This is a genomic window from Aeromonas sp. S41-2 (assembly GCF_027705845.1).
GTDB classification, from domain to species: domain Bacteria; phylum Pseudomonadota; class Gammaproteobacteria; order Enterobacterales; family Aeromonadaceae; genus Aeromonas; species Aeromonas hydrophila.
This window is the reverse complement of record NZ_JAPDCG010000003.1, coordinates 222,914-248,659: the sequence shown is the minus strand read 5'-3', so window position 1 is coordinate 248,659 and position 25,746 is coordinate 222,914. Positions and strand designations below refer to the sequence as shown.

The following is a 25,746-nucleotide window of genomic DNA, read 5'->3' as shown; positions in this document are numbered from 1 at the left end:
AAAAGCCAGGCGGTTGCCTGGCTTTTTGTCACTCGTTGGGCTCAACATTTTCGACCCTGGCCTTGAGCTTCTGACCAGGGCGGAAGGTGACCACCCGTCGGGCGCTGATAGGAATATCTTCGCCGGTTTTCGGGTTACGTCCAGGACGCTGGTTCTTCTCACGAAGATCAAAGTTACCGAAGCCTGAAATCTTGACTTGTTCACCACGCTCAAGCGCTTGTCTGATCTCTTCAAAGAAGGCTTCCACCATATCTTTGGCTTCACGCTTGCTCATCCCGAGCTGGGTGAACAGGTGCTCTGCAATGTCGGCTTTGGTAAGCGCCATAGATCAATCCCTCAAGGATGCATTCAACTCTTCACCAAGGGCCCGCACGACATTGTCTACGGTCTCGGCAATCTCTTTCTCCTCCAGAGTGCGCTGGGTGTCTTGCAGAACAAGACTGATGGCCAGGCTCTTCTTGTCCTCTGCCATGCCAGCACCCTGGTATACGTCAAACAAGTTTATTCCAACTACCTGATTTCCGCCAACTTTTTTAATTACTGCGAGGACATCACCGGCCAGGACCTGACGATCAACCACCACGGCAATGTCACGACGGTTGGCAGGGAACTTGGAAACCTCGGCAGCAACCGGCACCTTGGCCGGGGTCAGCTTGTCCAGCTCCAGCTCGAACATCACGGCGCGGCTCTTCAGACCCAGCTTCTTCTCGAGGCTCGGATGGATCACGCCGATGTGGCCGATCACCACGCCATTGCGCAGGATGGCCGCGCTCTGACCCGGGTGCAGGGCACTGTGCTCGGCACGCTCGAAGGTGAAGGTGGCCCCTTCGGCGGTCAGATCCAGCACCGCTTCCAGATCCCCTTTCAAATCAAAGAAGTCGGCAGCGCGGCTCTTGATATCCCAGTGCTCGTCGCTCTGGTTGCCGGTGATGATGCCGGCCAGCATGGGCTCCTGACGGATGCCGTTCTCGGCATTCTCGTCCTTGATGAAGCGCAGACCCTGCTCGAACAGGCGCACCCGCGGCTGCTGGCGGTTCTGGTTGTAAACCACGGCCTGCACCAGACCCGGGAACAGAGAGACGCGCATGGCGGACATCTCGACCGAGATAGGGTTTGGCAGCACGATGACATCGCTCTGCGGGAACAGGGTCTGCTGAGCCTTGGGATCGACGAAGCTGTAGGTGATCGCTTCCTGGAAGCCGCGATCAACCAGCAGGTCGCGCACCCGCTTCAAGGTCACCTGCCCTTCTGCCTGCTCCACCATCGCCAGAGAGGCGGCTGGTTTGAGGTTCGGGATGTTGTTGTAGCCGTAGATGCGAGCCACTTCCTCGATGAGGTCTTCCTCGATGGCGATGTCGAAACGCCAGGAGGGGGCCAGTGCGGTCCAGCCGTCGGCTTCAACGGTTACCTGCATGCCGAGGCGAGTCAGGATCTCGACCACTTGGGCATCGGCCACGCTGATGCCGATCACCTTGTCGAGTTTGGCACGACGCAGCTTGATGGGGGCCGCTTTGGGCAGATGGGCATCGGATTTGACCTCGATGACCGGACCGGCTTCACCGCCGCACTCTCCGCCACAAATGTCCAGCAGCAGACGAGTGGCACGATCCATCACCTTGGCCTGCAGCTCCGGATCCACCCCGCGCTCGAAGCGATGGGAGGAGTCGGTGTGCAGACCGTAGGCACGGGCACGGCCGGTGATGGAGAGCGGTGCGAAGAAGGCGCACTCCAGCAGGATGTCGGTAGTGGTCTCGGAAACGCCGGTGCGATCGCCGCCGAAGATGCCGGCCATGCAGGCAGGGCCTTTGGCATCGGCAATCACGAGCGTGGTCTCTTTGAGCTTCACCTCGTTGCCGTCAAGCAGGGTCATGGGCTCGTCGGCCTTGGCGCGACGCACCACCAGTTCCCCTTCGAGCGTCGCCAGGTCGAAGGCGTGCATCGGCTGGCCGTATTCCAGCAGCAGGTAGTTGGTGATGTCAACGATGGCGTCGATGGAACGAATGCCGCCACGGCGCAGCTTCTCCTGCATCCAGAGCGGGCTCTGGGCGTGCAGGTTCAGCCCCTTGATGACACGGCCCAGATAACGGGGGCAATCTGCCGGCGCTTCAACCCGGATCGGGAAAGTTGCATCAATGGTGGCAACGGCTGGCACCCAGGTCGGCTCGACCACGTCCACGCTGTTGAGCACGCCAATTTCACGAGCCAGACCCGCGATGCCGAGGCAATCGGCACGGTTCGGGGTCAGATCCACATCGATGCTGACGTCGTTGAGCGCGAGGTATTCACGGATATCGGTCCCGATAGGCGCATCCAGCGGCAGCTCGATGATGCCATCAGCCTCGACGTCGATCCCCAGCTCGCTGAAGGAGCAGAGCATGCCGTGAGACGGCTGGCCGCGCAGCTTGGCTTTCTTGATGGTGAAATCACCCGGCAGGGTCGCCCCGACCTTGGCCACGCACACTTTGAGGCCCTGACGGCAGTTCGGCGCACCGCAGACGATGTCCAGCAGCTCGGCCTCGCCCACGTTGACCTTGGTCACCCGCAGCTTGTCGGCGTCCGGGTGCTGGGCGCACTCGACCACTTCGCCCACCACCACGTTGTTGAACTGGCCGGCCACCGCTTCCACGGCGTCCACTTCCAGACCGGCCATAGTGATCTGCTCGGCCAGTGCGTTGTCACTCAACTCGGTGCGGACCCACTCCATCACCCAGGATTTACTGAATTTCATGTTCTCTCGCCCTTACTTGAACTGCTTGAGGAAGCGCAGGTCGTTTTCGAAGAAGGCACGCAGGTCGTTGACCCCGTAACGCAGCATGGTCAGGCGCTCAACGCCCATGCCGAAGGCAAAGCCGGAGTATTTTTCCGGATCGATGCCGACCGAACGCAGCACGTTCGGATGCACCATGCCGCAGCCCAGCACTTCCAGCCACTTGCCGTTCTTGCCCATCACGTCCACTTCGGCGCTCGGCTCGGTGAACGGGAAGTAGGAAGGACGGAAACGGATGGTCAGGTCTTCCTCGAAGTAGTTGCGCAGGAAATCGTGCAGGATCCCTTTCAGCTCGGTGAAGCTGGCATGCTCGTCGACCAGCAGGCCTTCGACCTGGTGGAACATCGGGGTGTGGGTCATGTCGTAGTCGTTACGATAGACACGGCCCGGCGCTATGATGCGGATCGGCGGCTGCTGATGTTCCATGGTGCGGATCTGCACACCGGAGGTGTGAGTACGCAGCATCAGATCAGGATTGAAGTAGAAGGTATCGTGATCGGTACGCGCCGGGTGATGCGCCGGGATGTTCAGCGCATCGAAGTTGTGGAAGCCATCTTCAATCTCGGGACCACGGGCAACCTTGAAACCCATTTCGCCAAACAGGCGCTCGATGCGCTCGATGGTGCGGGTCACCGGGTGCAGACCGCCATTCTCGATACGGCGGCCCGGCAGGCTGACGTCGATGGTCTCGGCGGCCAGCTTCTGGTTGAGCACGGCGACTTCGAGGGCTTCACGACGCTCGTTCAGGGCATCCTGAACCTGCTGTTTGGCCTGGTTGATCACGGCGCCCGCGGCGGGACGCTCTTCAGCGGACAGGGCGCCCAGGCCCTTCATCTGCTCGGTAAAAAAGCCTTTTTTACCCAGATATTTGACCCGGATTTCGTCAAGGGCGGCGATGTCGCTTACGCCCTCAATTTCGGCCCTGGCTTGGCCGACTACTTCTTCAAGCTGTTGCATGTCTTCCTCGTCACCACTCCCGGTACAGGAGCCTTTAGGCTAAATAAGGTCAAGAGGGGAATAATACAAAAAAAGCCCCTTCACTGACCATAGTTAAGGTGCCCTTTTCTCCCTAGAAATCATTTTGTTATCAAGTAGGGCTTCGAGCCGGACCGGCTTCTTCTTTGCGATTGGCTACACAATTTTAGTTTGATGGCATATGAAGCCATATGCCTAGCTATCATGATGGTCGAGTCGTCACCGTCTGCAAGCGACAAATGACAGACAACAAAAAAGGAGGCCTGAGCCTCCTTTTAGCATTTATAACAGAACCGGATTAGACCAGAGCTGCTTTGGCCTTTTCAACCAGGGCGGTGAAAGCCAGCTTGTCGTGAACGGCGATATCGGACAGGATCTTGCGATCGATCTCGATGGAAGCCTTCTTCAGACCGTTGATCAGACGGCTGTAGGACAGACCGTTCTGACGGGCTGCTGCGTTGATACGAGCAATCCACAGTTGACGGAACTGACGCTTTTTCTGGCGACGGTCACGGTAGGCATACTGACCAGCTTTGGTTACCGCTTGTACCGCTACGCGGTAGACACGGGAACGGGCGCCGTAGTAACCCTTGGCGGCTTTCATTACTTTCTTGTGACGAGCGCGAGCGGTCACACCACGTTTAACTCTTGGCATTTTTCACATCCCCCCTTATGCGTACGGCAGACAAGCGACAACACGTTTGTGGTCGGCAGCGGAAACAAAGAACTTCGGTCCCAGCTGACGCTTACGCTTACTGCTCTTCTTGGTCAGGATGTGACGCAGGTGGTTGTGCTTGCACTTGAAGCGACCTGAGCCAGTCTTCTTGAAGCGCTTTGCGGCGCCCCGGTTGGTTTTCATCTTCGGCATTTCATACTCCGCATTGTGAGTGACAACAAAATCGCAAGGCGAACCGACTCATGGGGATGGCCCCATGAGTCAATTTCTTGTGGGCCTTAAGATTTCTTCTTAGGTGCGAGGACCATCACAGCTTGACGGCCTTCGACTTTCGGGAACGATTCGACTACGGCCAGCTCTTCCAGATCGTTCTTGACGCGCTCCAGAACCTTGATACCAAGTTCCTGGTGGGCCATTTCACGACCACGGAAGCGCAGGGTGACCTTTGCCTTGTCCCCGTCTTCCAGAAAGCGAACCAGGTTGCGTAGTTTTACCTGATAGTCGCCTTCGTCGGTGCCAGGACGGAATTTGATTTCCTTGACCTGGACGACTTTCTGCTTTTTCTTCTGTTCTTTGGTGGTCTTGCTCTTTTCGTAGAGGAATTTGCCGTAATCCATGATCCGGCAAACGGGCGGCTCAGCGTTCGGACTGATCTCGACCAGATCCACTCCGGCCTCAAGGGCCAAGTTCAAGGCATCCTGGATGGAGGTGATGCCAATGGCTTCACCATCCAGACCAGTCAGACGAACTTCTTTCAGACGGATCTCTTCGTTGATCCGGTGAGCGCGGGCTTGCGGTTGCTTGCCCAGTTTTTTTCCGCCTTTTATAGCTTATTCCTCCACTTTCTTTTGTCCGCGGGTCTGAACTTCCTGGGTCAACAGAGCAATCAGCTCTTCAACAGGATAAGTGCCCAGGTCAGCCCCTTTACGAGTACGCACTGCAATCTTGCCGGCTTCTACTTCTTTATCGCCGCAGACCAGCATGAAGGGTACTCGCTTCAAAGTATGCTCGCGGATTTTAAAGCCAATCTTCTCATTTCTCAAGTCCGCTTTTGCGCGAAGGCCCGCATCATTCAATGCTTTGGCTACTTTCACTGCATAATCGGCCTGATTGTCGGTGATATTCATGACCACGGCTTGGGTCGGTGCCAGCCAGGTCGGGAACAGTCCGGCGTACTCTTCGGTCAGGATCCCGATGAAACGCTCCAGCGAGCCCAGAATGGCGCGGTGGATCATCACGGGAACATGACGTTCGTTGTCTTCACCCACGTAGGTGGCGCCCAGACGGCCCGGCAGGGCAAAATCGAGCTGCACGGTACCACATTGCCACGCACGATCAAGGCAATCGTGCAGGGTAAATTCGATCTTGGGACCGTAGAAAGCCCCCTCACCCGGCTGCAGATCGTACTTCAGGCCGTTCAGCACCAGGGCTTCGGCCAACGCGGCCTCGGCACGATCCCAGGCTTCATCGGAGCCGATACGCTGTTCCGGACGAGTGGAGAGCTTGACCACGATATTCTCGAAGCCGAAGGTGCCATAGACGTCGTAGACCATGCGAATACAGGCCGACACCTCTTCCATGATCTGCTCTTCGGTACAGAAGATGTGTGCATCATCCTGGGTAAAACCACGTACCCGCATCAAACCGTGCAGGGAGCCGGACGGCTCGTTGCGGTGGCAGGAGCCAAACTCGGCCATGCGCAACGGCAGATCGCGGTAGGATTTCAGACCCTGGTTGAAGATCTGCACGTGACCCGGGCAGTTCATCGGCTTGATGGCGTACTCGCGGTTCTCGGACTGGGTGGTGAACATGGCCTGGGCGTATTTCTCCCAGTGACCTGAACGCTCCCACAGCACGCGATCCATCATGAAGGGGCCTTTCACCTCCTGATAGTCGTACTCTTTGAGCTTGCCGCGGATGAAGGTTTCCAGCTCGCGGAAGATAGTCCAGCCATCGTTGTGCCAGAACACCATGCCGGGCGCTTCTTCCTGCATGTGATACAGGTCGAGCTGCTTGCCGATCTTGCGGTGGTCGCGCTTGGCGGCCTCTTCGAGGCGCTGCAGGTAAGACTTGAGCTGCTTCTTGTCGGCCCAGGCGGTGCCGTAGATGCGCTGCAGCATCTTGTTATTGGAGTCGCCGCGCCAGTAGGCGCCGGACATCTTCTGCAACTTGAAGTGGTGGCAGTGACGCATGTTGGGCACGTGCGGGCCGCGACACATGTCGATGTACTCTTCGTGATGATACAGACCGGGCTGGTCATCACGGGCAATGTTCTGATCCAGGATCTCGACCTTGTAGGTCTCGCCACGGGCTTCGAACACGTCGCGTGCTTCCTGCCAAGAGACCTTCTTCTTGATCACGTCGTAATCCTTGGCGGCCAGCGCCAGCATGCGCTCTTCCAGCGCAGCCAGATCTTCGTCGGTCAGGGTGCGATCGAGATCGATATCGTAGTAGAAACCGTTGTCGATGACGGGACCGATGGCCATCTTGGTCTGGGGCCAGAGTTGCTTGATGGCATGACCCAGCAGGTGAGCACAGGAGTGGCGCAGGATGTCCAGACCTTCTTCGTCTTTGGCGGTGATGATGGCCAGGGAGGCATCGGCTTCGATCAGCTCGCAGGCATCCACCAGTTCACCGTTTACCCGACCGGCAATGCACGCCTTGGCGAGACCGGGACCGATGTCCGCGGCCACATCCATGACGGAAACGGCGTGGGCAAATTGACGTTGGCTGCCATCAGGCAGAGTAATGATTGGCATTGTGTGTTTCCTTATACAGTGGTGCCCCCTACCAAAGGGCACATGCGGGATGGAAAGATTCATTCAAAAATGGGTGATGTTCTGGCTCTCCACAGCACTTTGCGAAGGCGCCCCGCGACGCAAACAACCCGTTCAACGTCGCAAGACAAACCAAAAACCGGACCATGCTACCAGAAGTAGACGGGGCTGTATCGGGTTTGCTGAGATTTTCTACAGTCAGATGAAGTGCTTGGCAGCTATTCCCCCAGCAGGGGCTGCCAGTTGAAATCGAACGTGGAGCTCCCCTCCTGCGCCAGTTCCAGCTCCTGCAGTACCTTGAGCGCCAGCTGGTTGCCCTGCTTGGCCGCCTGATAGAGCCACTCCTTGGCACGGGGCAGATCGACCCGCCCGCTGACCCCCATCAGATGCAGCACCCCCACCTTCAACATGGCGGGCACATCGCCGTTCTTGGCTGCCAGCTCCATCCAGTGAAACGCCTCGCGCAGATCCCGCTTCACCCCGGCCCCCCGCAGGTAGACCTCCCCCAGCCGGTATTGGCCGAAGGCATCCCCCGCCTGCGCCGCCTGACGATAAAGCGTGATGGCACGGCTGATATCCTGCTCGCTCCCCTGCCCCACTTCATGGCTCCAGCCCATCAGGGCCTGGGCCCGTGGCTGGCCCTGCTCGGCCAGCGGCGACCAGATCCGGGTCGCCTCATCGAAGTGACCGGTGCGCCAGGCGCGATTGGCCGAGGCCAGCTCCTGCTCGGTGGAGAGCGGGATCAGACGCCAGATAACCAGCGCAATGACAGCGATGAAGAGCCAGCGAGAGGTGATGGGTGCCATGATGATTTCCGTGATCCAGTTCGCATTTCGTCTATGTAAACGAAATGTAGCGCCGCGATCAAGCAAGAGATCCCTTTGACATACTTTTTATAGCGGGCTGAGTCGGCAAGGCTTGCATTCGGCAATGGGGGTCAGCATGATAACTGTATGTATAAACAGTATTGGTGTAATGCGATGGCTGGTCGAGGCAGTTCCCACAATGTTGATCACCGCTTCAGCGGCCAGCGGGTCGATGCGGTCGACGACGGCTGGTCCCAACCCGAGTGGGAAGCGGTATTTGCCGCCAGCGATCCCCGCACCGAGGTGACGGAGATCAGCGCCCGCAGCATCATCAGTTACAACAGCTCTTCCGACGTCCCTTTCAGCCGCTCCATCAATCCCTATCAGGGCTGCGAGCACGGCTGCATCTATTGCTACGCCAGACCGAGCCATGCCTATCTCGAACTCTCCCCCGGCCTCGACTTCGAGACCCGCTTGTTCGCCAAGCTCAATGCCGCCGAGCTGCTGCGCCGAGAGTTTGCCAGACCCGCCTATCAGCCGCAGACCATAGTGCTGGGAGCCAATACAGACCCCTATCAACCCATCGAGCACCACTATCGCCTCACCCGCGAGTTGTTGACGGTGATGCTGGCCCACCGCCATCCGGTCGGGATCATCACCAAGAGCGCCATGATATTGCGCGACCTTGATCTGCTGACGGAGCTGGCCCGGGAGGGGCTTTGCCAGGTGATGGTGTCGGTCACCACCTTGAATGAGACGTTGCGGCGACAGCTGGAGCCAAGAGCCAGCACCGGGGCCGGCCGGCTCAAGGTGGTGGAGAAACTGGCCAGGGCCGGCGTGCCGGTCGGTGTGCTGGCGGCGCCCATGATCCCGCGCCTCAACGAGCCCGAGCTCGAGCAGATCATCAAAGGCGCTGCCGAGGCCGGCGCCCATTGCGCCGACTATATCCTGCTGCGACTGCCCCACGAGCTGGCACCGCTGTTCAGTGACTGGCTGGATGAGCACTATCCCGGCCAGAAGGAGGCTATCCTCAACCAGCTGCGGGCCAGCCGGGACGGCGCCCTCAACAGTCCCGCCTTCGGCAGCCGGATGCGGGGAGAAGGCCAGTTTGCCGATCTGCTGGCCCAACGCTTTCGGTTGATTGCCAAGCGGCTCGGGCTCGGCAAGCGCCACTTTCAGCTGCGCCAGGATGCCTTCATCCGCCCAGGGGAGCAGTTGCGGCTGTTCTAGGCTCCCGTCAAGCCCGCCACGGGCAAAGCCTCAGCCCCTTGGTCGCGACGCACTGGCCTTGCTGCTGCGGGCAATCAACTCGGCGGGCAAACGGGCTGGCTCATGTGCCACCTCAGGTTCATGTTCGCCTGCGCGGGCATCCATCTCTGCCTCGCCCCATACCCGGCTCCACCAGATCTCCCACATTACCCAGCTGGTCATGACATGCTCCTGGCAGGCGTTACCTGCGTTTATGGTGGTTTCTCTCCAACGGGAGCAGCATGGCTGGCCGCCATGACAGAGCGATGACACTCACATGAAGGAGCCGTGTCGAGGCCATGCTCCCTTGGGAGCAGCCCTGGCAAGCGGGTAGTGCCTGTTCTTCCTGCCATGACAGGCAAGACTGGACAGGGGAAAAAGGAAGAGAAGGAAGAGAAGGAAGAGAAGGAAGAGAAGGAAGAGAAGGAAGGAGGATAACGGGGGACGCCAGCAACAAGCGAGCCAATGAAAAGAGCGGCCATGAGGCCGCTCTTTGGTATCGGGTAAAAAGGAGAGCGATTATTCGTCGCCCGCTTCACCTGCATCGACAGCACCGGTGTCCGCTGCGGTATCGGTGCCTTCAGACACCTCCCCTTCAACGGCCAGCACTTCGTTTTCGTCTTCGTCGCTTTCGGCAACCCGCTGCAGACCGACCACGGTCTCGTCTTCACCGGTACGGATCAGTCGCACACCGCCGGTGTTGCGGCCGATGACGCTCACCTCGGACACCCGGGTACGTACCAGGGTACCGCCGTTGGTGATCAGCATGATCTGGTCGGTATCTTCGACCTGGATCGCATCGATCACCTTGCCGTTGCGCTCATCCACCTTGATGGAGATGACGCCTTGGGTACCACGGCTCTTGGTCGGGTACTCGTCCAGCGCGGTACGCTTGCCGTAACCGTTCTCGGTGGCGGTGAGGATGGCCCCATCGCCACGCGGCACGATGAGGGACACCACCTTGTCACCGGCACCCAGCTTGATGCCGCGCACACCGGCAGCGGTACGACCCATGGGACGTACGCCCTTGAAGGTGCCCTTGCTTTCGGTGCCTTCGCCGTTGTCGCTGCCATCATCGTCGTTGCCGGCGTCGTCGTCGGTTTCGACTTCGTCAGTGGCATCGGCATCAGCGCGACCGCTGCCTTCCGCGAAGCGAACAACCTTGCCCGCATCGGAGAACAGCATGATCTCGTTGCTGCCATCGGTGATGTCCACCCCGATCAGCTCATCACCCTCTTTGAGGTTGATGGCGCGGATGCCGGAGGAGAGCGGACGGCTGAAGTCGGACAGGCTGGTCTTCTTCACGGTACCGTTGGCGGTGGCGAAGAACACATACTTGTCGGCGTCATATTCCTTGACCGGCAGGATGGCGGTGATGCGCTCACCCTCATCCAGCGGCAGCAGGTTGATGATCGGACGACCGCGGGCGCCACGGGACGCCTCCGGCAGTTGATACACCTTGAGCCAGTAGACCTTGCCACGGGTGGAGAAGCACAGAATGGTGTCGTGGGTGTTGGCCACCAGCAGACGCTCCACAAAGTCCTCTTCCTTGATCCGGGTGGCCGACTTGCCACGACCACCGCGGCGCTGGGCCTCGTAGTCGGAGAGCGGCTGATACTTCACGTAACCCTGGTGAGACAAGGTCACGACCACGTCTTCCGGGGTGATCAGATCTTCGATGTTGATCTCGGCACTGGACATGCTGATTTCGGTACGACGCTCGTCGCCGTACTGCTCGTGCACGGCCAGCAGTTCGTCACGGATCACTTCCATCAGTCGCACCGGGCTCGCCAGGATGAACAGCAGCTCGGCGATGAGATCCAGCAGAGATTGGTACTCTTCCAGGATCTTCTCGTGCTCGAGGCCGGTCAGCTTGTGCAGACGCAGGTCAAGGATGGCCTGGGCCTGCTGCTCGGTCAGGTAGTAGTGACCTTCGCGGATGCCGAACTCGGGTTCCAGCCACTCGGGGCGGGCCGCATCGTCACCGGCTTTCTCCAGCATGGAGGCCACGTTGCCGAGCTCCCAGCCACGGGCAACCAGGCCCGCTTTCGCATCGGCCGGGGTCGCGCTGTGGCGAATGAGCTCGATGACGGGGTCGATGTTGGCCAGCGCCACCGCCAGACCTTCCAGGATATGAGCCCGATCCCGCGCCTTGCGCAGTTCGAACACGGTCCGGCGGGTCACCACTTCACGGCGGTGCAGCAGGAACGCATCCAGGATCTCTTTGAGGTTCATCACCTTGGGCTGGTTGTTATCGAGCGCCACCATGTTGATGCCGAACGTGGTCTGCATCTGGGTGTGCTTGTAGAGATTGTTCAGCACAATCTCGCCGGACTCGCCGCGCTTGATCTCGATAACGATGCGCATGCCGTCCTTGTCGGACTCATCGCGCAGGGCACTGATGCCCTCGATCTTCTTCTCTTTGACCAGCTCGGCGATCTTCTCGATCAGCCGCGCCTTGTTCACCTGATAGGGGATCTCGTGAACGATGATGGTCTCGCGACTGGTCTTCTCGTCCACCTCCACTTCGGCCTTGGCACGCACATAGACGGAGCCACGACCGGTACGGTACGCCTGCACGATGCCGGAACGACCGTTGATGATGCCACCGGTGGGGAAATCCGGGCCGGTGATGTAGGTCATCAGCTCGTCGATGGTGAGGTCGCCGTTCTCGATCAACGCCAGACAGCCGTTGACTATCTCGGTGAGGTTGTGAGGCGGAATGTTGGTCGCCATGCCCACCGCAATACCGGAGGAACCGTTGACCAGCAGGTTGGGAACCTTGGTGGGCATGACAGCCGGGATCATCTCGGTGCCGTCATAGTTCGGCACCCAGTCCACGGTCTCTTTGTCCAGATCGGCCAGCAGCTCATGGGAGATGCGGGCCATCCGCACTTCGGTGTAACGCATGGCGGCGGCGCTGTCGCCGTCGACCGAACCGAAGTTGCCCTGACCATCGACCAGCATGTAACGCATGGAGAAATCCTGCGCCATGCGAACAATGGTGTCATACACGGCAATGTCGCCGTGCGGGTGATATTTACCGATTACGTCACCGACCACACGGGCCGATTTTTTATAGGGCTTGTTCCAGTCGTTCCCCAGCTCGTTCATTGCATACAGAACGCGGCGGTGAACCGGTTTCAAGCCATCACGCACATCCGGCAGAGCTCGTCCTACGATCACGCTCATGGCGTAATCAAGATAGGAACTCTTGAGCTCTTCTTCGATGTTGACCGGCGTGATCTCTCTGGCCAGATCGCTCATAGAAAGCCTTAATCCCTAATTAGTTGTTCTTTGGCTTAAACAGCGCGACATGGTAACACACTGAGCCAAATACCTTAAGCCACAAATCCGGTAACAAGTCGGGCTGGTGTGACAAAGTCCGTCCGTTATAATGCCCGCCAGGACAACAGATTGCGCGCGCCCCACCCAGCCTGCGCGCCCTTGCCACAGGATCATCAAAAAATGCACAGTGATGCCAATGTCGATCTGACAGAAATTGCCAAATTCGAAGCCATCGCCTCCCGCTGGTGGGACATGGAGGGAGAGTTCAAGCCGCTGCACCAGATAAACCCGGTGCGCCTTGACTGGATCACCGACAAGAGCGGCGGCCTGTTCGGCAAGCGCATCCTCGACATCGGCTGCGGCGGCGGCATTCTCGCCGAGAGCATGGCCCGCCGGGGTGCCAAGGTCACCGGCATCGACATGGGCAAGGAGCCCCTCGGGGTCGCCCGTCTCCATGCCCTCGAGGCGGGAGTGGAGCTCGAGTATCGCCAGATCACCGCCGAGGCCCACGCCGATGAGGCCCCCGCCCAGTACGACGTGGTCACCTGCATGGAGATGCTGGAGCACGTGCCGGATCCCGCCTCCGTGCTGTGCGCCATCGCAACCTTGGTGCGCCCGGGCGGCAAGGTGTTCGTCTCCACCATCAACCGCAACCCGAAAGCCTATCTGATGATGATCCTCGGCGCCGAGTACCTGATGAAGATGGTGCCCAAGGGTACCCACGACCACAAGAAGTTCATCACCCCCGCCGAACTGTGTCGCATGGGTGAGGCAGCAGGCCTGCTGGTACGAGACATGAGCGGGGTGCACTACGCGCCGCTCTCCAACAGCTTCAAGCTCGGTCGCAACGTCGACGTCAACTACATGGTGGCGTTCGAGCGCCCGGAGCAAGGCTGATGACGACTCACTCTGCTGCGCCCCTTGGCTGCGTGCTGTTCGATCTGGACGGCACCCTGCTCGACACCGCGCCCGATCTGGGGGCCGCCGTCAATCACGTGCTGATAAGCGAAGGCTTTGCCCCCCTCTCTGACGACATCATCCGTCAGACCACCTCCCACGGGGCGCTCGGGCTGCTCAGGGCCGGTCTTGGTGATGAGCTGCTGGAAGAGCTGGGCGCCACCCGCCTTCGCACCGCCCTGCTCGACTACTATGCCGCCAACCTCTGCGTTGGCACCCGCCCCTATGAGGGGATGGTGGATCTCATCGAGTGGCTCGACGAGAAGCAGCTGCCCTGGGGCATCGTCACCAACAAGCCGGGCTTTCTCACCGAGCCGCTGCTGGCGGCCCTGCCCGAGCTCGCCAGTTGTGGCGTGACCGTCAGCGCCGACACCCTGCCAGTGCGCAAGCCCGACCCCGCCCCCATGTACTTTGCCTGCGACCAGCTTGGCATCGAGGCGAGCCACTGCCTTTATGTGGGGGATCACGTGCGCGACATCGAGGCCGGCCGCAACGCCGGCATGCGCACCGCCGTCGCCGGCTGGGGTTATCTCAATGACGACGAGGATCCGGCCCAGTGGGGCGCCGATCTGCATTTTGACACCGTGCAGGCCCTGCACCACTGGCTGCGCTACGAGCTGGGCTGAGATTGCCAGCCCGTGCCGGGTCCCTCTGGTACAGGAAGCAGACAACAGAGATGGATAACAAAGGCAGCTTTGCCGCCAAAGGGTGGCCAGATGAGCACTGTTGATTGATCGCGGCAGTGCCTCGGTAGTCACCACGGGGGATCCCTGGCGATCCCCCGTTTTGGCGGTTTGACAAGCAGGGAAGCGGCGAGATCGGACACCTTTTGACCCTTGCTGCACAAGGGATAATCAGGCTGAATTTGCTAGTAAAAACACCCCCTTTTCGCAAGCAAAAAAAGTTATTTAAATTTTCCATGTTCGATCATCAGACTTGCATTTACCGGATCGGACGGATGAAAACCCACTCGCTGTGAGCGTCCACTAACACAGAGCGGAACACCCACAATTTATCCACAGCTAATCCCTTATCCACAGATTGCAAAGCCGGGCCGACCTCACTATCTTGTAGCTCGAAATCAAAATAACACTATATCTTGTGATTCATCGCACAATAGGTCCCCACCTCCCACGCCTCTCACAGGCCTGGAGGCGAACGCCGTGCGATGGTTTTTCGGGAATCAACTAAAGGTCATCAGCCAATGAACTTGTTTGTGACGAAGCGTAACGGCCACAAAGAACCCATCGATCTGGATAAAATTCACCGCGTGCTCGACTGGGCTGCCGAGGGTCTCGACAACGTGTCGGTCTCCCAGGTGGAACTCAAGTCCCACATCCAGTTCTATGACGGCATCCGTACCGCCGATATCCACGAAACCGTCATCAAGGCCGCTGCTGACCTGATCTCCGAGCAAAGCCCGGACTACCAGTACATGGCCGCCCGCCTGGCCATCTTCCACCTGCGCAAGAAGGCTTACGGCCAGTTCGAGCCGCCCCACCTCTATCAGCACGTCGCCAAGCTGGTGGACATGGGCAAGTACGACAAGCACCTGCTGGAAGACTACAGCCAGGCCGAATTCGAGGAGCTGAACCAGCACCTGGATCACTGGCGCGACATGGACTTCTCCTACGCGGCGGTCAAGCAGCTGGAAGGCAAGTACCTGGTCCAGAACCGCGTCACCGGCGAAATTTACGAGAGCCCGCAGTTCCTCTACATCCTGGTAGCGGCCTGCCTCTTCTCCAAGTATCCGAAAGACACCCGTCTGGACTACATCAAGCGCTTCTATGATGCGGTCTCGACCTTCAAGATCTCGCTGCCGACCCCGATCATGAGCGGCGTGCGCACCCCGACCCGTCAGTTCAGCTCCTGCGTGCTGATCGAGTGCGACGACAGCCTGGATTCCATCAATGCCACCGCCAGCGCCATCGTGCGTTATGTCTCCCAGCGCGCCGGCATCGGCATCAACGCCGGCCGCATCCGTGGTCTGGGCAGCCCGATCCGTGGCGGCGAAGCGTTCCACACCGGTTGCATCCCCTTCTACAAGTACTTCCAGACTGCCGTGAAGTGCTGCTCCCAGGGCGGCGTGCGCGGCGGAGCGGCCACCCTGTTCTACCCGCTGTGGCACACCGAAGTGGAGAGCCTGCTGGTACTGAAGAACAACCGCGGCGTGGAAGAGAACCGGGTTCGTCACATGGACTACGGTGTGCAGATCAACAAGCTGATGTATCAGCGCCTCATTAAGGGCGGTGACATCACCCTGTTCTCCCCGTCCGATGCACCTGGCCTGTACGATGCCTTCTTCGCGGATCAGGACAAGTTCGAAGCACTCTACGTCAAGTACGAACAGGATCCGAGCATTCGCAAGAAGACCCTCAAGGCGGTCGATCTCTTCTCCTTGATGATGCAAGAGCGCGCCGGTACCGGTCGCATCTACATCCAGAACGTGGACCACTGCAACACCCACAGCCCGTTCGATCCGAGCGTGGCGCCGGTGCGCCAGTCCAACCTCTGCCTCGAGATTGCGCTGCCCACCAAGCCGCTCAACAACGTGGATGACGAAGAGGGCGAGATCGCGCTCTGCACCCTGTCCGCCTTCAACCTGGGTGCCATCGAGAAGCTGGAAGATCTGGAAGAGATGGCGGATCTCGCCGTGCGCGCCCTGGATGCCCTGCTCGACTATCAGGACTATCCGCTCAAGGCCGCGATGAAGGGCAGCATGAACCGCCGTACCCTGGGGATCGGTGTCATCAACTACGCCTACTACCTGGCGAAGAACGGTGCCCGCTACTCCGACGGTTCCGGTCTGGCGCTGACCCACCGCACCTTCGAGGCGATCCAGTACTACCTGTTGAAAGCTTCCGTGCAGCTGGCCCGCGAGTTCGGCCCCTGCCCGGCATTCAACGAGACCACCTATGCCCAGGGGATCCTGCCCATCGATACCTATAAAAAGGATCTGGACAACCTGTGCAACGAGCCGCTGCACCTGGACTGGGAAGCCTTGCGCGAAGAGATCCGCACCGTGGGTCTGCGCAACTCCACCCTGACCGCCCTGATGCCGAGCGAGACCTCCAGCCAGATCTCCAACGCCACCAACGGCATCGAGCCGCCGCGCGGCCTGGTGTCGGTCAAGGCCTCCAAGGACGGCATCCTCAAGCAGGTGGTGCCCGAGTATGACCGCCTGAAGGATCAATACGAACTGCTCTGGAAGCAACCGAGCGTCGATGGTTACCTGCAGCTGGTCGGTATCATGCAGAAGTTTGTGGATCAGGCGATCTCCGCCAACACCAACTATGATCCCGCCCGTTTCGAAGGCAACAAGGTACCGATGAAGCAGCTGCTGAAGGACTTGCTGACCGCCTACAAATACGGCCTCAAGACCCTCTACTATCACAACACCCGTGATGGTGCGGACGATGCCCAGACCGATCTGCAAGATGACGGTTGTGCCGGCGGCGCCTGCAAGATCTGATGAACCGGGCGGGAGCATGAAGCTCCCGCCCTCCTGTTTCCCCTTATTCAAGACATTCAAATCACCATGGCCTATTCAACGTTCTGCCAGACCCAAAACGACCAGCTCAAGGAGCCGATGTTTTTCGGCCAATCGGTCAACGTGGCCCGTTATGACCAGCAAAAACACGAAGTGTTCGAACGGCTGATCGAAAAGCAGCTCTCCTTCTTCTGGCGCCCGGAAGAGGTGGACGTCTCCCACGACCGCATCGACTTCCAGGCCCTGCCGCCCCACGAGCAGCACATCTTCATCTCCAACCTGAAGTACCAGACCCTGCTGGATTCCATCCAGGGTCGCAGCCCCAACGTGGCGCTGCTGCCGCTGGTCTCCATTCCGGAGCTGGAAACCTGGATCGAGACCTGGGCCTTCTCGGAGACCATTCACTCTCGCTCCTACACCCACATCATCCGCAACATCGTCAACACCCCCGCCCAGGTGTTCGACGACATCGTCACCAACGAGCAGATCCTGAAGCGCGCCGGCTCCATCAGCCACTTCTACGACGATCTGATCGAGGCGACCGCGCTCTACAACCTGCACGGTGAAGGCACCCACCGGGTGGCCGGTCGTGACGTGACCATCACCTTGCGCGAGCTGAAAAAGAAACTCTATCTGTGCCTGATGAGCGTCAACGCGCTGGAAGCGATCCGCTTCTACGTCAGCTTCGCCTGCTCCTTCGCCTTCGCCGAGCGCGAGCTGATGGAGGGCAACGCCAAGATCATCAAGATGATCGCCCGTGACGAAGCGCTGCACCTGACCGGAACCCAGCACATGCTGAACCTGATGCGCAGCGGCCAGGACGACCCCGAGATGGCCGAGATTGCCGCCGAGTGCGAGCAGGCCTGCTTCGAGCTGTTCAAGGAAGCCGCCATTCAGGAGAAGGAGTGGGCCGAGTACCTGTTCCAGGACGGCTCCATGATCGGCCTGAACAAGGACATCCTCTGCCAGTACGTGGAGTACATCACCAACCTGCGCATGAATGCGGTGGGTCTGCAGCCAGCCTTTGCCGGGGCCAAGCAGAACCCGATCCCCTGGATCAACACCTGGCTGTCGTCCGACAACGTGCAGGTCGCCCCGCAGGAAGTGGAAGTGAGTTCCTACCTGGTGGGTCAGATCGACAGCGAAGTGAATGCCGAAGACCTGGGTGATTTCGAGCTGTGAGTGACGCCACCGGCACGCTGACCCCTGCCCCGCACGCGGCCCCCGCCCAGAGCGACGCAGGCTCGCCACGGGTGCATACCCAGGATGGCGTACTGCACGCCCATCCCGGCGAGAGCGTGCTGGAAACTCTGGAGCGCCACGGTCATCACGTGGAGTTCCAGTGCCGCAGCGGCTATTGCGGTGCCTGCCGCACCCCCCTGCTGGCAGGCAAGGTACACTATGCCGCCGTGCCGCTCGCCTTTGTCTCGCAGGGAGAGTGCCTGCCCTGCTGCTGCAAACCGGTGGGTGCCATCCGGCTGGACATCAAGAAGCGCTGAGACCCCCTCAGGTTCGCGTCAGCAAACAAAAAGCCGCCGGATTGCTCCGGCGGCTTTTTACATCCATCTCTATGCCTAGTGAGCGGGCGGCTGATGTGCCACCCGCCCCCACAGCGCCTTACAGCCAGGGCGCGGCGGTCGGCCCATGGTGCAGGCCCAGCTTCCAGACCCGGCCGAAGTGCTTGTAGTGGCCGGCCGCGACACCGGCCTTCTCGCCCATGCCGTGGTACAGATCGAGGTGGCCCTTCTTCACCGCACCGCCCACATCCAGCGCGATCAACAGCCGCAGCTGGTGCTTGCCGGTCCAGTTGCCCTCTTTGTCCAGCAGCGGCACTTCCGCCAGGATCGGTGTGCCCATCGGCAGCAGGGTCTTGTCGGCGGCCACCGCCGCCATCGGCAGCAGCGGAATGCCGGCGGCCCCGATCACGTCGTTGGTGGGGCGACGCTCGAAGAAGACATAGGAGGGGTTCTGCTCCACCAGCTCCTTGACGCTCTCTTCCGGCTGACGGTTGGCCCACTCCTTGATGGCCTTCATGGACATCTGCTCCTTGGGCACTTCGCCACGATCGATCAGTACCCGGCCGATGCTGACGTAACCGTGACCGTTCTTGCCGCTGTAACCCAGATATTGCAGCCGATCGTCGTCGCCATAGTGAACGAAGCCCGAGCCCTGCACGTCCATCAGAAAATTGTCGATGAGGGACTTGCTGTAACCCAGCTCCAGCCCGCGGTTGGCCAGGGCCCCCTGATGGATCTGGGCCCGGCTCGGGCAGCGCCCGCCGCATTTGGGCATGGCATAGATGGGGTACTTGTACTTGGCATCCGGGCGGTGACGCACCTCCAGCACCGGCGAGTAGTAACCGGTGAACAGCACGTTGCCCATCCGATCCGAGCCGCCCAGCTGGGCCAGGCTGATGCCGTAACGGGTGATCTGAGCGGGATCGCCGCCATTGGCCACCCAGCGGGAGAGTTGATGGTAAAGCTCGCCGTAGCGGCGGGTCATCTTGCCGGAGCGCTCCAGCACCAGCCGGCTCTGGGGGCCGAACTTGCTGTAGTCGGCGCGCTGTCGGCTGTTGACCCGCTCCACTCGCACCAGATCATCAGGCAGGGGACCGTCCAGATACTGCTTGCCCAGATTTTCCGGCACCTCGCAGTTGAGAAAACATCTGGCATCGGGTTTGTTTTTGGGCACCTGAGCTTGCTCAGAATTGCCCGCACAACCGGCCAACCCCAGCACTGCGGCGGTCAGCCAGTAAGCGTGTTTATTCATATGTCCTCATATAACACCAAGGGTTATGTTCGGCGGGGAAGATGCCAAATTTGCAGGGGGAAAGCAAACGCCTTCAGGCCTGTGACGGCGGATTTCTCCAAAGAGGATCTTCTGGGTTATAACAAGGTAACAGGGTGTGAGAGGCCATGGATGGAACAGCTCGAAATCTTCCCGCTGCAGAGCCCCTGCATCGGGGTCTGCGAAGTGAACAACAAGGGCTACTGCAAGGGGTGCCTGCGCAGCCGCGAGGAGCGTTTCAACTGGCTCACCATGAGCCATGCCCAGCAGCAAGAGGTGATGCGCCTGTGCCGGGGTCGCAAGGCGCGGGTGGAAGCCGCTCGCCGCAAAGCGCTGGAGGGAGCCCAACCCGAGCAGCCGGAGCAACCTGGCTGGGATTTTTAAACCCAGCCCTTCTTTTATCCTTCTTTTATCCCTCTTTACCCCTCCCTTTGCGCCACCCGCACCAGCTCGCTGAACGCCACGAACAGGTGATAGAAGGTGCTGGCCGGTGCATGGCCGGCCAACGGCGCCCCCGTCACATCCACCTGATCTATCCACTGACCCGGCAGCGCCGGCATCAGGTAATAGTCAAAGATCCGTCCCACCACTGCGCCAATCCGGCGGGCTGTCTCAGCCTCCCCTCGCCGCTCGTAGGCTGCCAACAGCGCCTTGAGCTGCTCGGTCTGACACCAGAGCCGGCTGGTCGTCCGATGGGGCCGCCCGTCATCACTGAGCTCATCCAGCACCAGTCCGGTCGGCCCGTGGCCGTGAGCGCCGGCAAAGCGGGTCAGGATGGCGATCCCCTCGTCTATCTCGCGCTCACTCGGCCCACACTCCCCCCCTTGCGCCAATGCCCGATAGCGGGCCAGCAGCCAGCACCACTCGTAGTGATGGCCCGGGTCGATCAGGTGCGAATCGGGATGGGTCGGGAGAAGCCGCTCATCGAAGAACTCCCGCAGCAAAGCGGGCTCCAGAAAACGCTGGCGAAACAGCTGATAGAGCCGATGGGTGCGCCCTTGCCAGCGCGGCTCATCAAAGCACTCCGCCGCCACCAGCAGCGCTTCGAACAGATGCATATGGGGATTTTGACTACGCAGCGCGCTTGCTGGAAAGCGGGAGTGAAACCCGCCATACAGGGGATCGGCAAACAGCAGTTCGATGGCCTGATAGCGCGACTCGGCCTGCTGCTGCCAGCGCGGCTCGCCGCTCAAGCGGTAGAGCCAGCACTCGGCCAGCAGGGCAAAGGCGTATTCGTAGCAGCACACCGAAGTGTCAGCAGGCGAGCCATCTGCATTGAGGGAAAACTGCTGGTTGCCGGTACCATCAGCAAAGCGCCTCATGCCGAACCTGGTGCAGCACTCTGCCAGCTCGCCCCCCACATACCAGCCGAGCAGGGCGGCGTGGCTGAACACATAGATCTGGCGGCTCTGCACCCGAAAACGAATGGGCTGCCAGAGCGGCGCGCCTGCGCCATCCAGCCCCTCGGCAAACAGCCCCCGTTCCCAATCAAAGCCGCTTGCCCCCCAGTGAGGCAGCGCCTCCTCCACCAGCCAGCGTCGGCAGCGCTGCGCGGCCTCTCTTATCTCGTCATGCATCTCATCACCTCTCCAGCCAACCCATCACCCAGCCCATAAAAAGGGAGAGCCCTGCTCTCCCCTGTCTGTACTCACCTCACCCCTTGAACGGCCTAGAACAGCCCGACGGCGACCCCGACAAAGGCCACGACCAGCAGCCCCAGCATGGCCTGCAACTGGATGTTGACCCCGTCGGAGGTGACGAAATCGAGCCCGGTGGAGAGATTGACGTAACTGGCCGCCACCCCGCCCATCACGAAGACCCCGAGCAGGGAGAGCGCCTCGCGCAGCTTGACCGACTCCGAGCTCACCAGTGCCTCCACCGAGCCGGTTCCCATCCGGTAGCCCTTCATGAACAGCATGTAGGAGCCGGTGATGACGATGGCGTTGAAGCTGATGATGTAAAAGAGCGGCCCCAGCACGCTGCCGCCAGCGGCCAGCGCCATGCCGATGCTGAGCAGAATGGGCACCAGCATGCCCGGGATCATGGAATCCCCGATCCCGGCGATGGGCCCCATCAACCCCACTTTCAGGGTGTTGATGGTCTCGCCATCGATCCGCTCGCCGTTGGCCCGCTTCTCCTCCAGCCCCACCGCCAACCCGTTGATGATGGCGCCAAGCTGAGGCTCGGTGTTGTAGAAGGAGGCGTGGCGTTTCATCGCCTCCGTCCGCTCCGCCTTGCCGGGATAGAGTTTTTTCAGCGCCGGCATCATGCCAAGGCAGAAGCCGAAGGATTCGAGCCGCTCGAAGCTCATGGAGGAGAGGTTGTACATCATCCAGGCGCGCCAGCAGGCACGCAGATCCTTGGGAGTGAGGGCCACCGGCGCCTTGTTCACCGGCTGACCCGCTTGCGGCTTTGCGTCCATCAGAATTCATCCTCATCGTCGGTTTGGGTGGCAGCGCGGGTAGCCGGTGCAGGGCGCGGCTCCGGCTTGTAGTTGTAGTGGATGAGCGCAAGCAGGGCGCCGATCATCACCAGCCCCACCATGTTGAGCTTGAGAAAGACGATGCCGACAAACCCCACCAGGAAGTAGATCAGCATGCTGCTCTGCTTGATGATCTGCTTGAGCAGGATGGCGATGCCGACCGCCGGCAAGATTCCCCCCACCACCGTCATGGTGCGGATCACCAGCTCCGGCAGGCTGTTCATGAAGCCTTCGATGTACTGGTTGCCAAAATAGACGGCGATGAAGGTGGGCACGAAGCGCAGCACGAAGTTGCTGGCCTGCGGGAAGATGGCGCTGTTGAGGTAGACCCCCTGCTCATCCCCCTGCTCCAGCGCCACGTCGGCCCTGTGGTTCCAGTAGGAGTTGAGCACCATCATGAAGTTGAAGAGGATGGTGCCGGCGATGCCGATGGTGGCGGCAATGGCCACCGCCACCGACGGCTCCTTGCCCGACAGGATGCCCAGCGCAATGGCCGGAAAGGCGACGAAGTTGAGATCCGCCGGCATGGAACCACCCGGCGTCACCATGGCGATATAGACCGCCTGCACCGCCACCCCGATGAGGATCCCGGTCTGGATATCACCGAGGATGGCCCCCACCAGCATGCCCGAGACCAGCGGACGGGTGATGGTGTACCAGCCCCCGGTCAATCCCAGCAGCCAGGGGCTGCTGAGGGCACCGAGATAACAGAGTATCCCGATGAGTGTTGCTTCCAGAAACATGATGTCTGCTCCCTATTTCAGCTTTTTCTGGGCATCCGCCCAGCTGTAGTGGCTGGCATCCGGCACCAGCCGAAAGTCAATGTCGTGGCCAAGTCCAGCCAGGTAGTCGAAGGCGGCGATCTCCTGCGCCGTGACCGACTGGTTGGGGCCTATGGTGGTGGTCTGCTCGCGGGCACTCATGGGCCCGACGTTGATCTTGCCGTTGTGGTTCTCAAGGGAGATGCCGGCGGTGCAGAGCCGCTGCAGGGTGACCGGCGACTTGCCGATCACGAAGTAGCGCTTGTCGCTGGCGATCACCTTGGGCAGCTTGGCAATCGCCGTCGCCACGTCGAACAGCCATACCCGGGTGTCCGGTACGGCACCGATCATCACCTGGGAGAGCAGCGGATCGGCCGCCACCTCGTCATCGATCGCGACGATGCCGTCGCAAGGCAGCTCCCTGGCCCAGCGTGTCACCAGCTGACCGTGGATCACCCGATCGTCAATGCGTACAAATGAAATGGCCATCTCGCTCTCCTAGAAGTTGTCGTCTTGCTGGTGCGCAACCGCCGGGGCCGCGATCACCATGGATTCCAGCGCCTGAACCAGCAACTGGCGGGCCGCCTCGTGCACATCCACGGCATCCAGCAGCTCGGCGCTCATCAGCAGCATGGGGAAGTTGACCCCGGTCACCACCGCCAGCGGCTGTGGCCATTCGGGGTCAAACGCGCAGCGGCACGCCACGTTGTAGGGGGTGCCGCACTCCATGTCGCACAGCACCAGCACCCCGTCAGCCCCCGCGCCATGGCAGCGCAGGGTTTGTTCAAACTCGCTACGAAAGGCCTCGATCCCCCCCTCTTCGGTGAGGGAGACGGTCGCCACCGCCGGCAGTTTGCCGTAAACCATGCTGGCGCTGGCCAGCAGGGCCGGCGCCAATGAACCATGGGTTGCGATAAGGATCCTCAGCATCTTGGTTACCCCCTCACATAGGCCTTGATGGTGGCGATGGTTGCCCCTTCACTCTCGCCGCTCGGGCGGATGCGATAGCGCCCTACCGATGCCGGTACGATGAAGGTCTCGGCGTAGTGCACCACAAACGGCGCGAACGCATGGTCGGGACTCTCCACCGTTGCTTCCCGCCCCTCAATCAGATTGAGTACCTGCACGGTACCGTCGGTGTCGTGCTCCACCGGCACGCTGAACCAGTGGCGACGGGTCTCGATGAATTCCCGCTCGTGCAGCCCGGTGCGCTCCTCACGCCAGCCCGGCCCCTCGGCGATGAGCTCGATGCGATTGACCAGATGTTCACGGGTCCAGTCGGTATCGCGCTCCCACTGGATCACCTTGCTGCCGTGCGCCAGGTGGATGGGGCGCGGGATGCCGTCGAGCCCGACCCGGCCCCAGTCCCATAGCTTGAAGGTGAAGATGTAGGGGGTGGCGCTGATCTCGAGCACCATGGCCCCCTCCCCCGAGCAGTGGACGGTCCCGGCCGGGATCAGGAAGTGATCGTGTTTACGGGCCGGGAAGCGGTTGATGAAGCGCTCGTCATCGAAGGGCTTCTCGCCGCGCTGGGCGGCGGCCAGATCCGCCAGCATCGCCTGCGGGTCGATATCGGTGCGGGTGCCGAGGTAGACGCAAGAGCCCGGCTTGGCATCGAGCAGGTAGTAGCTCTCGTCCTGGGTGTAGTGCATGCCGAACTCCTGCTGGATGTATTCGGTCAGCGGGTGCACCAGCAGGCTGAGCGGCTGCCCCCCCACCGTGTCGAGAAAATCGAACCGGATCGGGAACTCGGCGCCAAAGCGGGCATGTACCCGCTCCCCAAGCAGCGCGCTAGGCTGGCACAGCACCAGGTTTTGCGACGGGATCTCCACCCTCACCTCGCCAAAGCGCAGGTAGAGGCTGTTCTCCTCGGGCACGCAATCAAAGCACCAGGCCTAGTTGGGTTGGGCCGGGTCCAGATCACACACCTGCTTCATCCACTGCCCGCCCCAGACCCCGGGGTCGAAGAAGGGCACCACCCGAAACGGCTGGCGCGCCGCCTGATGCAACCCCGCCAGCAGCGCCTGCCCCGTCACCAGGGTCGGCTTGCCTCGGGTGTTGGTATCGAGCAGGAAATCGATGGTGGGCAGCTGGGCCAGTTTATGGCGGTCAAACACCCGCCACTCGATGAAGAAGGCACGCTTGTAGCGGCGCAGTATGTCCTCCTCCTCGTTGCCGGCCCCCCAGTTGCCCAGCTCCTTGCGCCGCAGTCGCTGCTGGATCTCCCAGCGGGCCAGATCGGCATAGACCCGCACATCCCCTTGCACCACCAGCGAAGCGCCACTGCCCATCACTACCACCAGGCCACGGGTTATCTCTGCGACCTGCTGTTGCAGGCGCGCCAAGGCGACCGGGTCAAAAAACTCCACCATCTTGTGGGGGGCCAGCACACCAAAGACCCGGTCGTCGGTGATGAAGCGCTCCAGCATCGCCAGCACTTTTGATTCGGGCAGGCGGGCCTGCTCCACCTCGATGAGCGTGTGGGGCCCAAGCTTCGCCAGCAGCTGGCTACGCAGCTCGTCCTGATCCACGCCGTGATAGCAGTCGATCACCAGCACCACCCTTGCCCCACCTTGCCCGTCTGCCGCGGCCTGCAGTCGCCGGGCTATCTCGTGCCAGCCGGCGCAGGCGGCGCCCTCATGGCCGGCGACCACCACTTCCGGGAATTTGTCGTAGTTGGAGACGTAACTCGAATGAATCATTGGCTTGCTCTCTCGTTGACACCTGGGAGA

The 25,746-nt window shown here is 60.7% G+C and carries 25 protein-coding genes; 7 read left to right on the top strand and 18 right to left on the bottom strand.

The annotated features are described in order from the left end of the window. Positions 1-28 precede the first annotated feature (28 nt). The 8 genes from ihfA to OKC44_RS09095 all read right to left on the bottom strand — a co-directional run bounded on the left by ihfA (position 29) and on the right by OKC44_RS09095 (position 8,001). Positions 29-325: an integration host factor subunit alpha gene (gene ihfA / locus OKC44_RS09130; protein ID WP_005300715.1), complete on the bottom strand. Its 297-nt coding sequence runs from the start codon at positions 323-325 to the stop codon at positions 29-31. A 3-nt stretch (positions 326-328) separates the two neighbouring features. Next, on the bottom strand, positions 329-2,728 hold the full coding sequence (gene pheT, locus OKC44_RS09125) for a phenylalanine--tRNA ligase subunit beta (protein WP_270812384.1): 2,400 nt from the start codon (positions 2,726-2,728) through the stop codon (positions 329-331). A 12-nt stretch (positions 2,729-2,740) separates the two neighbouring features. Then, positions 2,741-3,724 (bottom strand): phenylalanine--tRNA ligase subunit alpha, encoded by a 984-nt coding sequence (gene pheS, locus OKC44_RS09120; protein WP_016350663.1) that lies wholly within the window; start codon positions 3,722-3,724, stop codon positions 2,741-2,743. 316 nt (positions 3,725-4,040) lie between these two features. Next, entirely contained in the window at positions 4,041-4,397 is a 357-nt protein-coding gene (rplT, locus tag OKC44_RS09115) for a 50S ribosomal protein L20 (RefSeq protein WP_005300683.1), read from the bottom strand. A gap of 15 nt (positions 4,398-4,412) precedes the next feature. Next, a complete protein-coding gene (rpmI, locus tag OKC44_RS09110) occupies positions 4,413-4,610 on the bottom strand; it encodes a 50S ribosomal protein L35 (RefSeq protein ID WP_005300673.1) in 198 nt (65 codons plus the stop codon). 86 nt (positions 4,611-4,696) lie between these two features. Further along, a complete protein-coding gene (gene infC / locus OKC44_RS09105) occupies positions 4,697-5,227 on the bottom strand; it encodes a translation initiation factor IF-3 (protein ID WP_208021905.1) in 531 nt (176 codons plus the stop codon). A gap of 21 nt (positions 5,228-5,248) precedes the next feature. Next, positions 5,249-7,177, bottom strand: coding sequence for a threonine--tRNA ligase (gene thrS, locus OKC44_RS09100; protein WP_011706169.1), 1,929 nt, complete (start codon positions 7,175-7,177; stop codon positions 5,249-5,251). A 236-nt stretch (positions 7,178-7,413) separates the two neighbouring features. Beyond that, positions 7,414-8,001 carry a tetratricopeptide repeat protein gene (locus OKC44_RS09095; RefSeq protein ID WP_026080375.1) on the bottom strand — a complete coding sequence of 196 codons (588 nt, stop codon included), beginning with the start codon at positions 7,999-8,001 and terminating at the stop codon, positions 7,414-7,416. A 174-nt stretch (positions 8,002-8,175) separates the two neighbouring features. Here OKC44_RS09095 and OKC44_RS09090 point away from each other — a divergent pair, with 174 nt between their 5' ends. Continuing rightward, positions 8,176-9,231: a PA0069 family radical SAM protein gene (locus OKC44_RS09090; protein WP_270812383.1), complete on the top strand. Its 1,056-nt coding sequence runs from the start codon at positions 8,176-8,178 to the stop codon at positions 9,229-9,231. 30 nt (positions 9,232-9,261) lie between these two features. On the opposite strand, the gene OKC44_RS09085 is transcribed toward OKC44_RS09090, so the two are convergent. Further along, positions 9,262-9,432 carry a hypothetical protein gene (locus OKC44_RS09085; protein WP_017410128.1) on the bottom strand — a complete coding sequence of 57 codons (171 nt, stop codon included), beginning with the start codon at positions 9,430-9,432 and terminating at the stop codon, positions 9,262-9,264. A gap of 336 nt (positions 9,433-9,768) precedes the next feature. Further along, positions 9,769-12,516 (bottom strand): DNA topoisomerase (ATP-hydrolyzing) subunit A, encoded by a 2,748-nt coding sequence (gene gyrA, locus OKC44_RS09080; RefSeq protein ID WP_270812381.1) that lies wholly within the window; start codon positions 12,514-12,516, stop codon positions 9,769-9,771. A gap of 201 nt (positions 12,517-12,717) precedes the next feature. Here gyrA and ubiG point away from each other — a divergent pair, with 201 nt between their 5' ends. The 5 genes from ubiG (at position 12,718) to yfaE (ending at position 18,483) form a co-directional block, all read left to right on the top strand. Then, on the top strand, positions 12,718-13,434 hold the full coding sequence (gene ubiG, locus OKC44_RS09075; protein WP_270812379.1) for a bifunctional 2-polyprenyl-6-hydroxyphenol methylase/3-demethylubiquinol 3-O-methyltransferase UbiG: 717 nt from the start codon (positions 12,718-12,720) through the stop codon (positions 13,432-13,434). Next, positions 13,434-14,120 carry an HAD family hydrolase gene (locus tag OKC44_RS09070; RefSeq protein ID WP_270812377.1) on the top strand — a complete coding sequence of 229 codons (687 nt, stop codon included), beginning with the start codon at positions 13,434-13,436 and terminating at the stop codon, positions 14,118-14,120. Before ubiG ends, OKC44_RS09070 begins: the two co-directional genes overlap by 1 nt. Positions 14,121-14,698: 578 nt before the next feature. Continuing rightward, the gene (gene nrdA, locus OKC44_RS09065; RefSeq protein WP_016350655.1) at positions 14,699-16,966 is read left to right on the top strand and encodes a class 1a ribonucleoside-diphosphate reductase subunit alpha; all 2,268 of its coding nucleotides are present in this window, start codon (positions 14,699-14,701) and stop codon (positions 16,964-16,966) included. Between the two features lie 66 nt (positions 16,967-17,032). Further along, complete coding sequence (gene nrdB / locus OKC44_RS09060; RefSeq protein ID WP_011706176.1) at positions 17,033-18,166, top strand: class Ia ribonucleoside-diphosphate reductase subunit beta; 1,134 nt, start codon at positions 17,033-17,035, stop codon at positions 18,164-18,166. Then, positions 18,163-18,483 carry a class I ribonucleotide reductase maintenance protein YfaE gene (gene yfaE / locus OKC44_RS09055; protein ID WP_016350654.1) on the top strand — a complete coding sequence of 107 codons (321 nt, stop codon included), beginning with the start codon at positions 18,163-18,165 and terminating at the stop codon, positions 18,481-18,483. Before nrdB ends, yfaE begins: the two co-directional genes overlap by 4 nt. A gap of 118 nt (positions 18,484-18,601) precedes the next feature. Here the strand turns inward: yfaE and mltA are convergent, their stop codons facing one another. Then, complete coding sequence (gene mltA, locus OKC44_RS09050) at positions 18,602-19,753, bottom strand: murein transglycosylase A (protein WP_011706178.1); 1,152 nt, start codon at positions 19,751-19,753, stop codon at positions 18,602-18,604. A gap of 150 nt (positions 19,754-19,903) precedes the next feature. On the opposite strand from mltA, the gene OKC44_RS09045 reads away from it, so the two are divergent. After that, positions 19,904-20,155: a DUF1289 domain-containing protein gene (locus tag OKC44_RS09045; protein WP_024945260.1), complete on the top strand. Its 252-nt coding sequence runs from the start codon at positions 19,904-19,906 to the stop codon at positions 20,153-20,155. 35 nt (positions 20,156-20,190) lie between these two features. Here the strand turns inward: OKC44_RS09045 and OKC44_RS09040 are convergent, their stop codons facing one another. The 7 genes from OKC44_RS09040 to OKC44_RS09010 all read right to left on the bottom strand — a co-directional run bounded on the left by OKC44_RS09040 (position 20,191) and on the right by OKC44_RS09010 (position 25,716). Beyond that, positions 20,191-21,348, bottom strand: coding sequence for an AGE family epimerase/isomerase (locus tag OKC44_RS09040; protein ID WP_270812375.1), 1,158 nt, complete (start codon positions 21,346-21,348; stop codon positions 20,191-20,193). Between the two features lie 92 nt (positions 21,349-21,440). Beyond that, positions 21,441-22,193 (bottom strand): PTS system mannose/fructose/sorbose family transporter subunit IID, encoded by a 753-nt coding sequence (locus OKC44_RS09035; RefSeq protein WP_270812374.1) that lies wholly within the window; start codon positions 22,191-22,193, stop codon positions 21,441-21,443. Beyond that, a complete protein-coding gene (locus OKC44_RS09030; protein ID WP_139387907.1) occupies positions 22,193-22,996 on the bottom strand; it encodes a PTS mannose/fructose/sorbose/N-acetylgalactosamine transporter subunit IIC in 804 nt (267 codons plus the stop codon). Before OKC44_RS09030 ends, OKC44_RS09035 begins: the two co-directional genes overlap by 1 nt. Positions 22,997-23,008: 12 nt before the next feature. Next, on the bottom strand, positions 23,009-23,503 hold the full coding sequence (locus tag OKC44_RS09025) for a PTS system mannose/fructose/N-acetylgalactosamine-transporter subunit IIB (protein WP_024945264.1): 495 nt from the start codon (positions 23,501-23,503) through the stop codon (positions 23,009-23,011). A 9-nt stretch (positions 23,504-23,512) separates the two neighbouring features. Beyond that, positions 23,513-23,944 carry a PTS sugar transporter subunit IIA gene (locus OKC44_RS09020; RefSeq protein WP_270812369.1) on the bottom strand — a complete coding sequence of 144 codons (432 nt, stop codon included), beginning with the start codon at positions 23,942-23,944 and terminating at the stop codon, positions 23,513-23,515. 5 nt (positions 23,945-23,949) lie between these two features. Beyond that, complete coding sequence (locus OKC44_RS09015; RefSeq protein WP_270812365.1) at positions 23,950-24,891, bottom strand: class I mannose-6-phosphate isomerase; 942 nt, start codon at positions 24,889-24,891, stop codon at positions 23,950-23,952. Between the two features lie 18 nt (positions 24,892-24,909). Next, positions 24,910-25,716 carry a hypothetical protein gene (locus OKC44_RS09010; protein ID WP_270812363.1) on the bottom strand — a complete coding sequence of 269 codons (807 nt, stop codon included), beginning with the start codon at positions 25,714-25,716 and terminating at the stop codon, positions 24,910-24,912. Positions 25,717-25,746 lie beyond the last annotated feature (30 nt).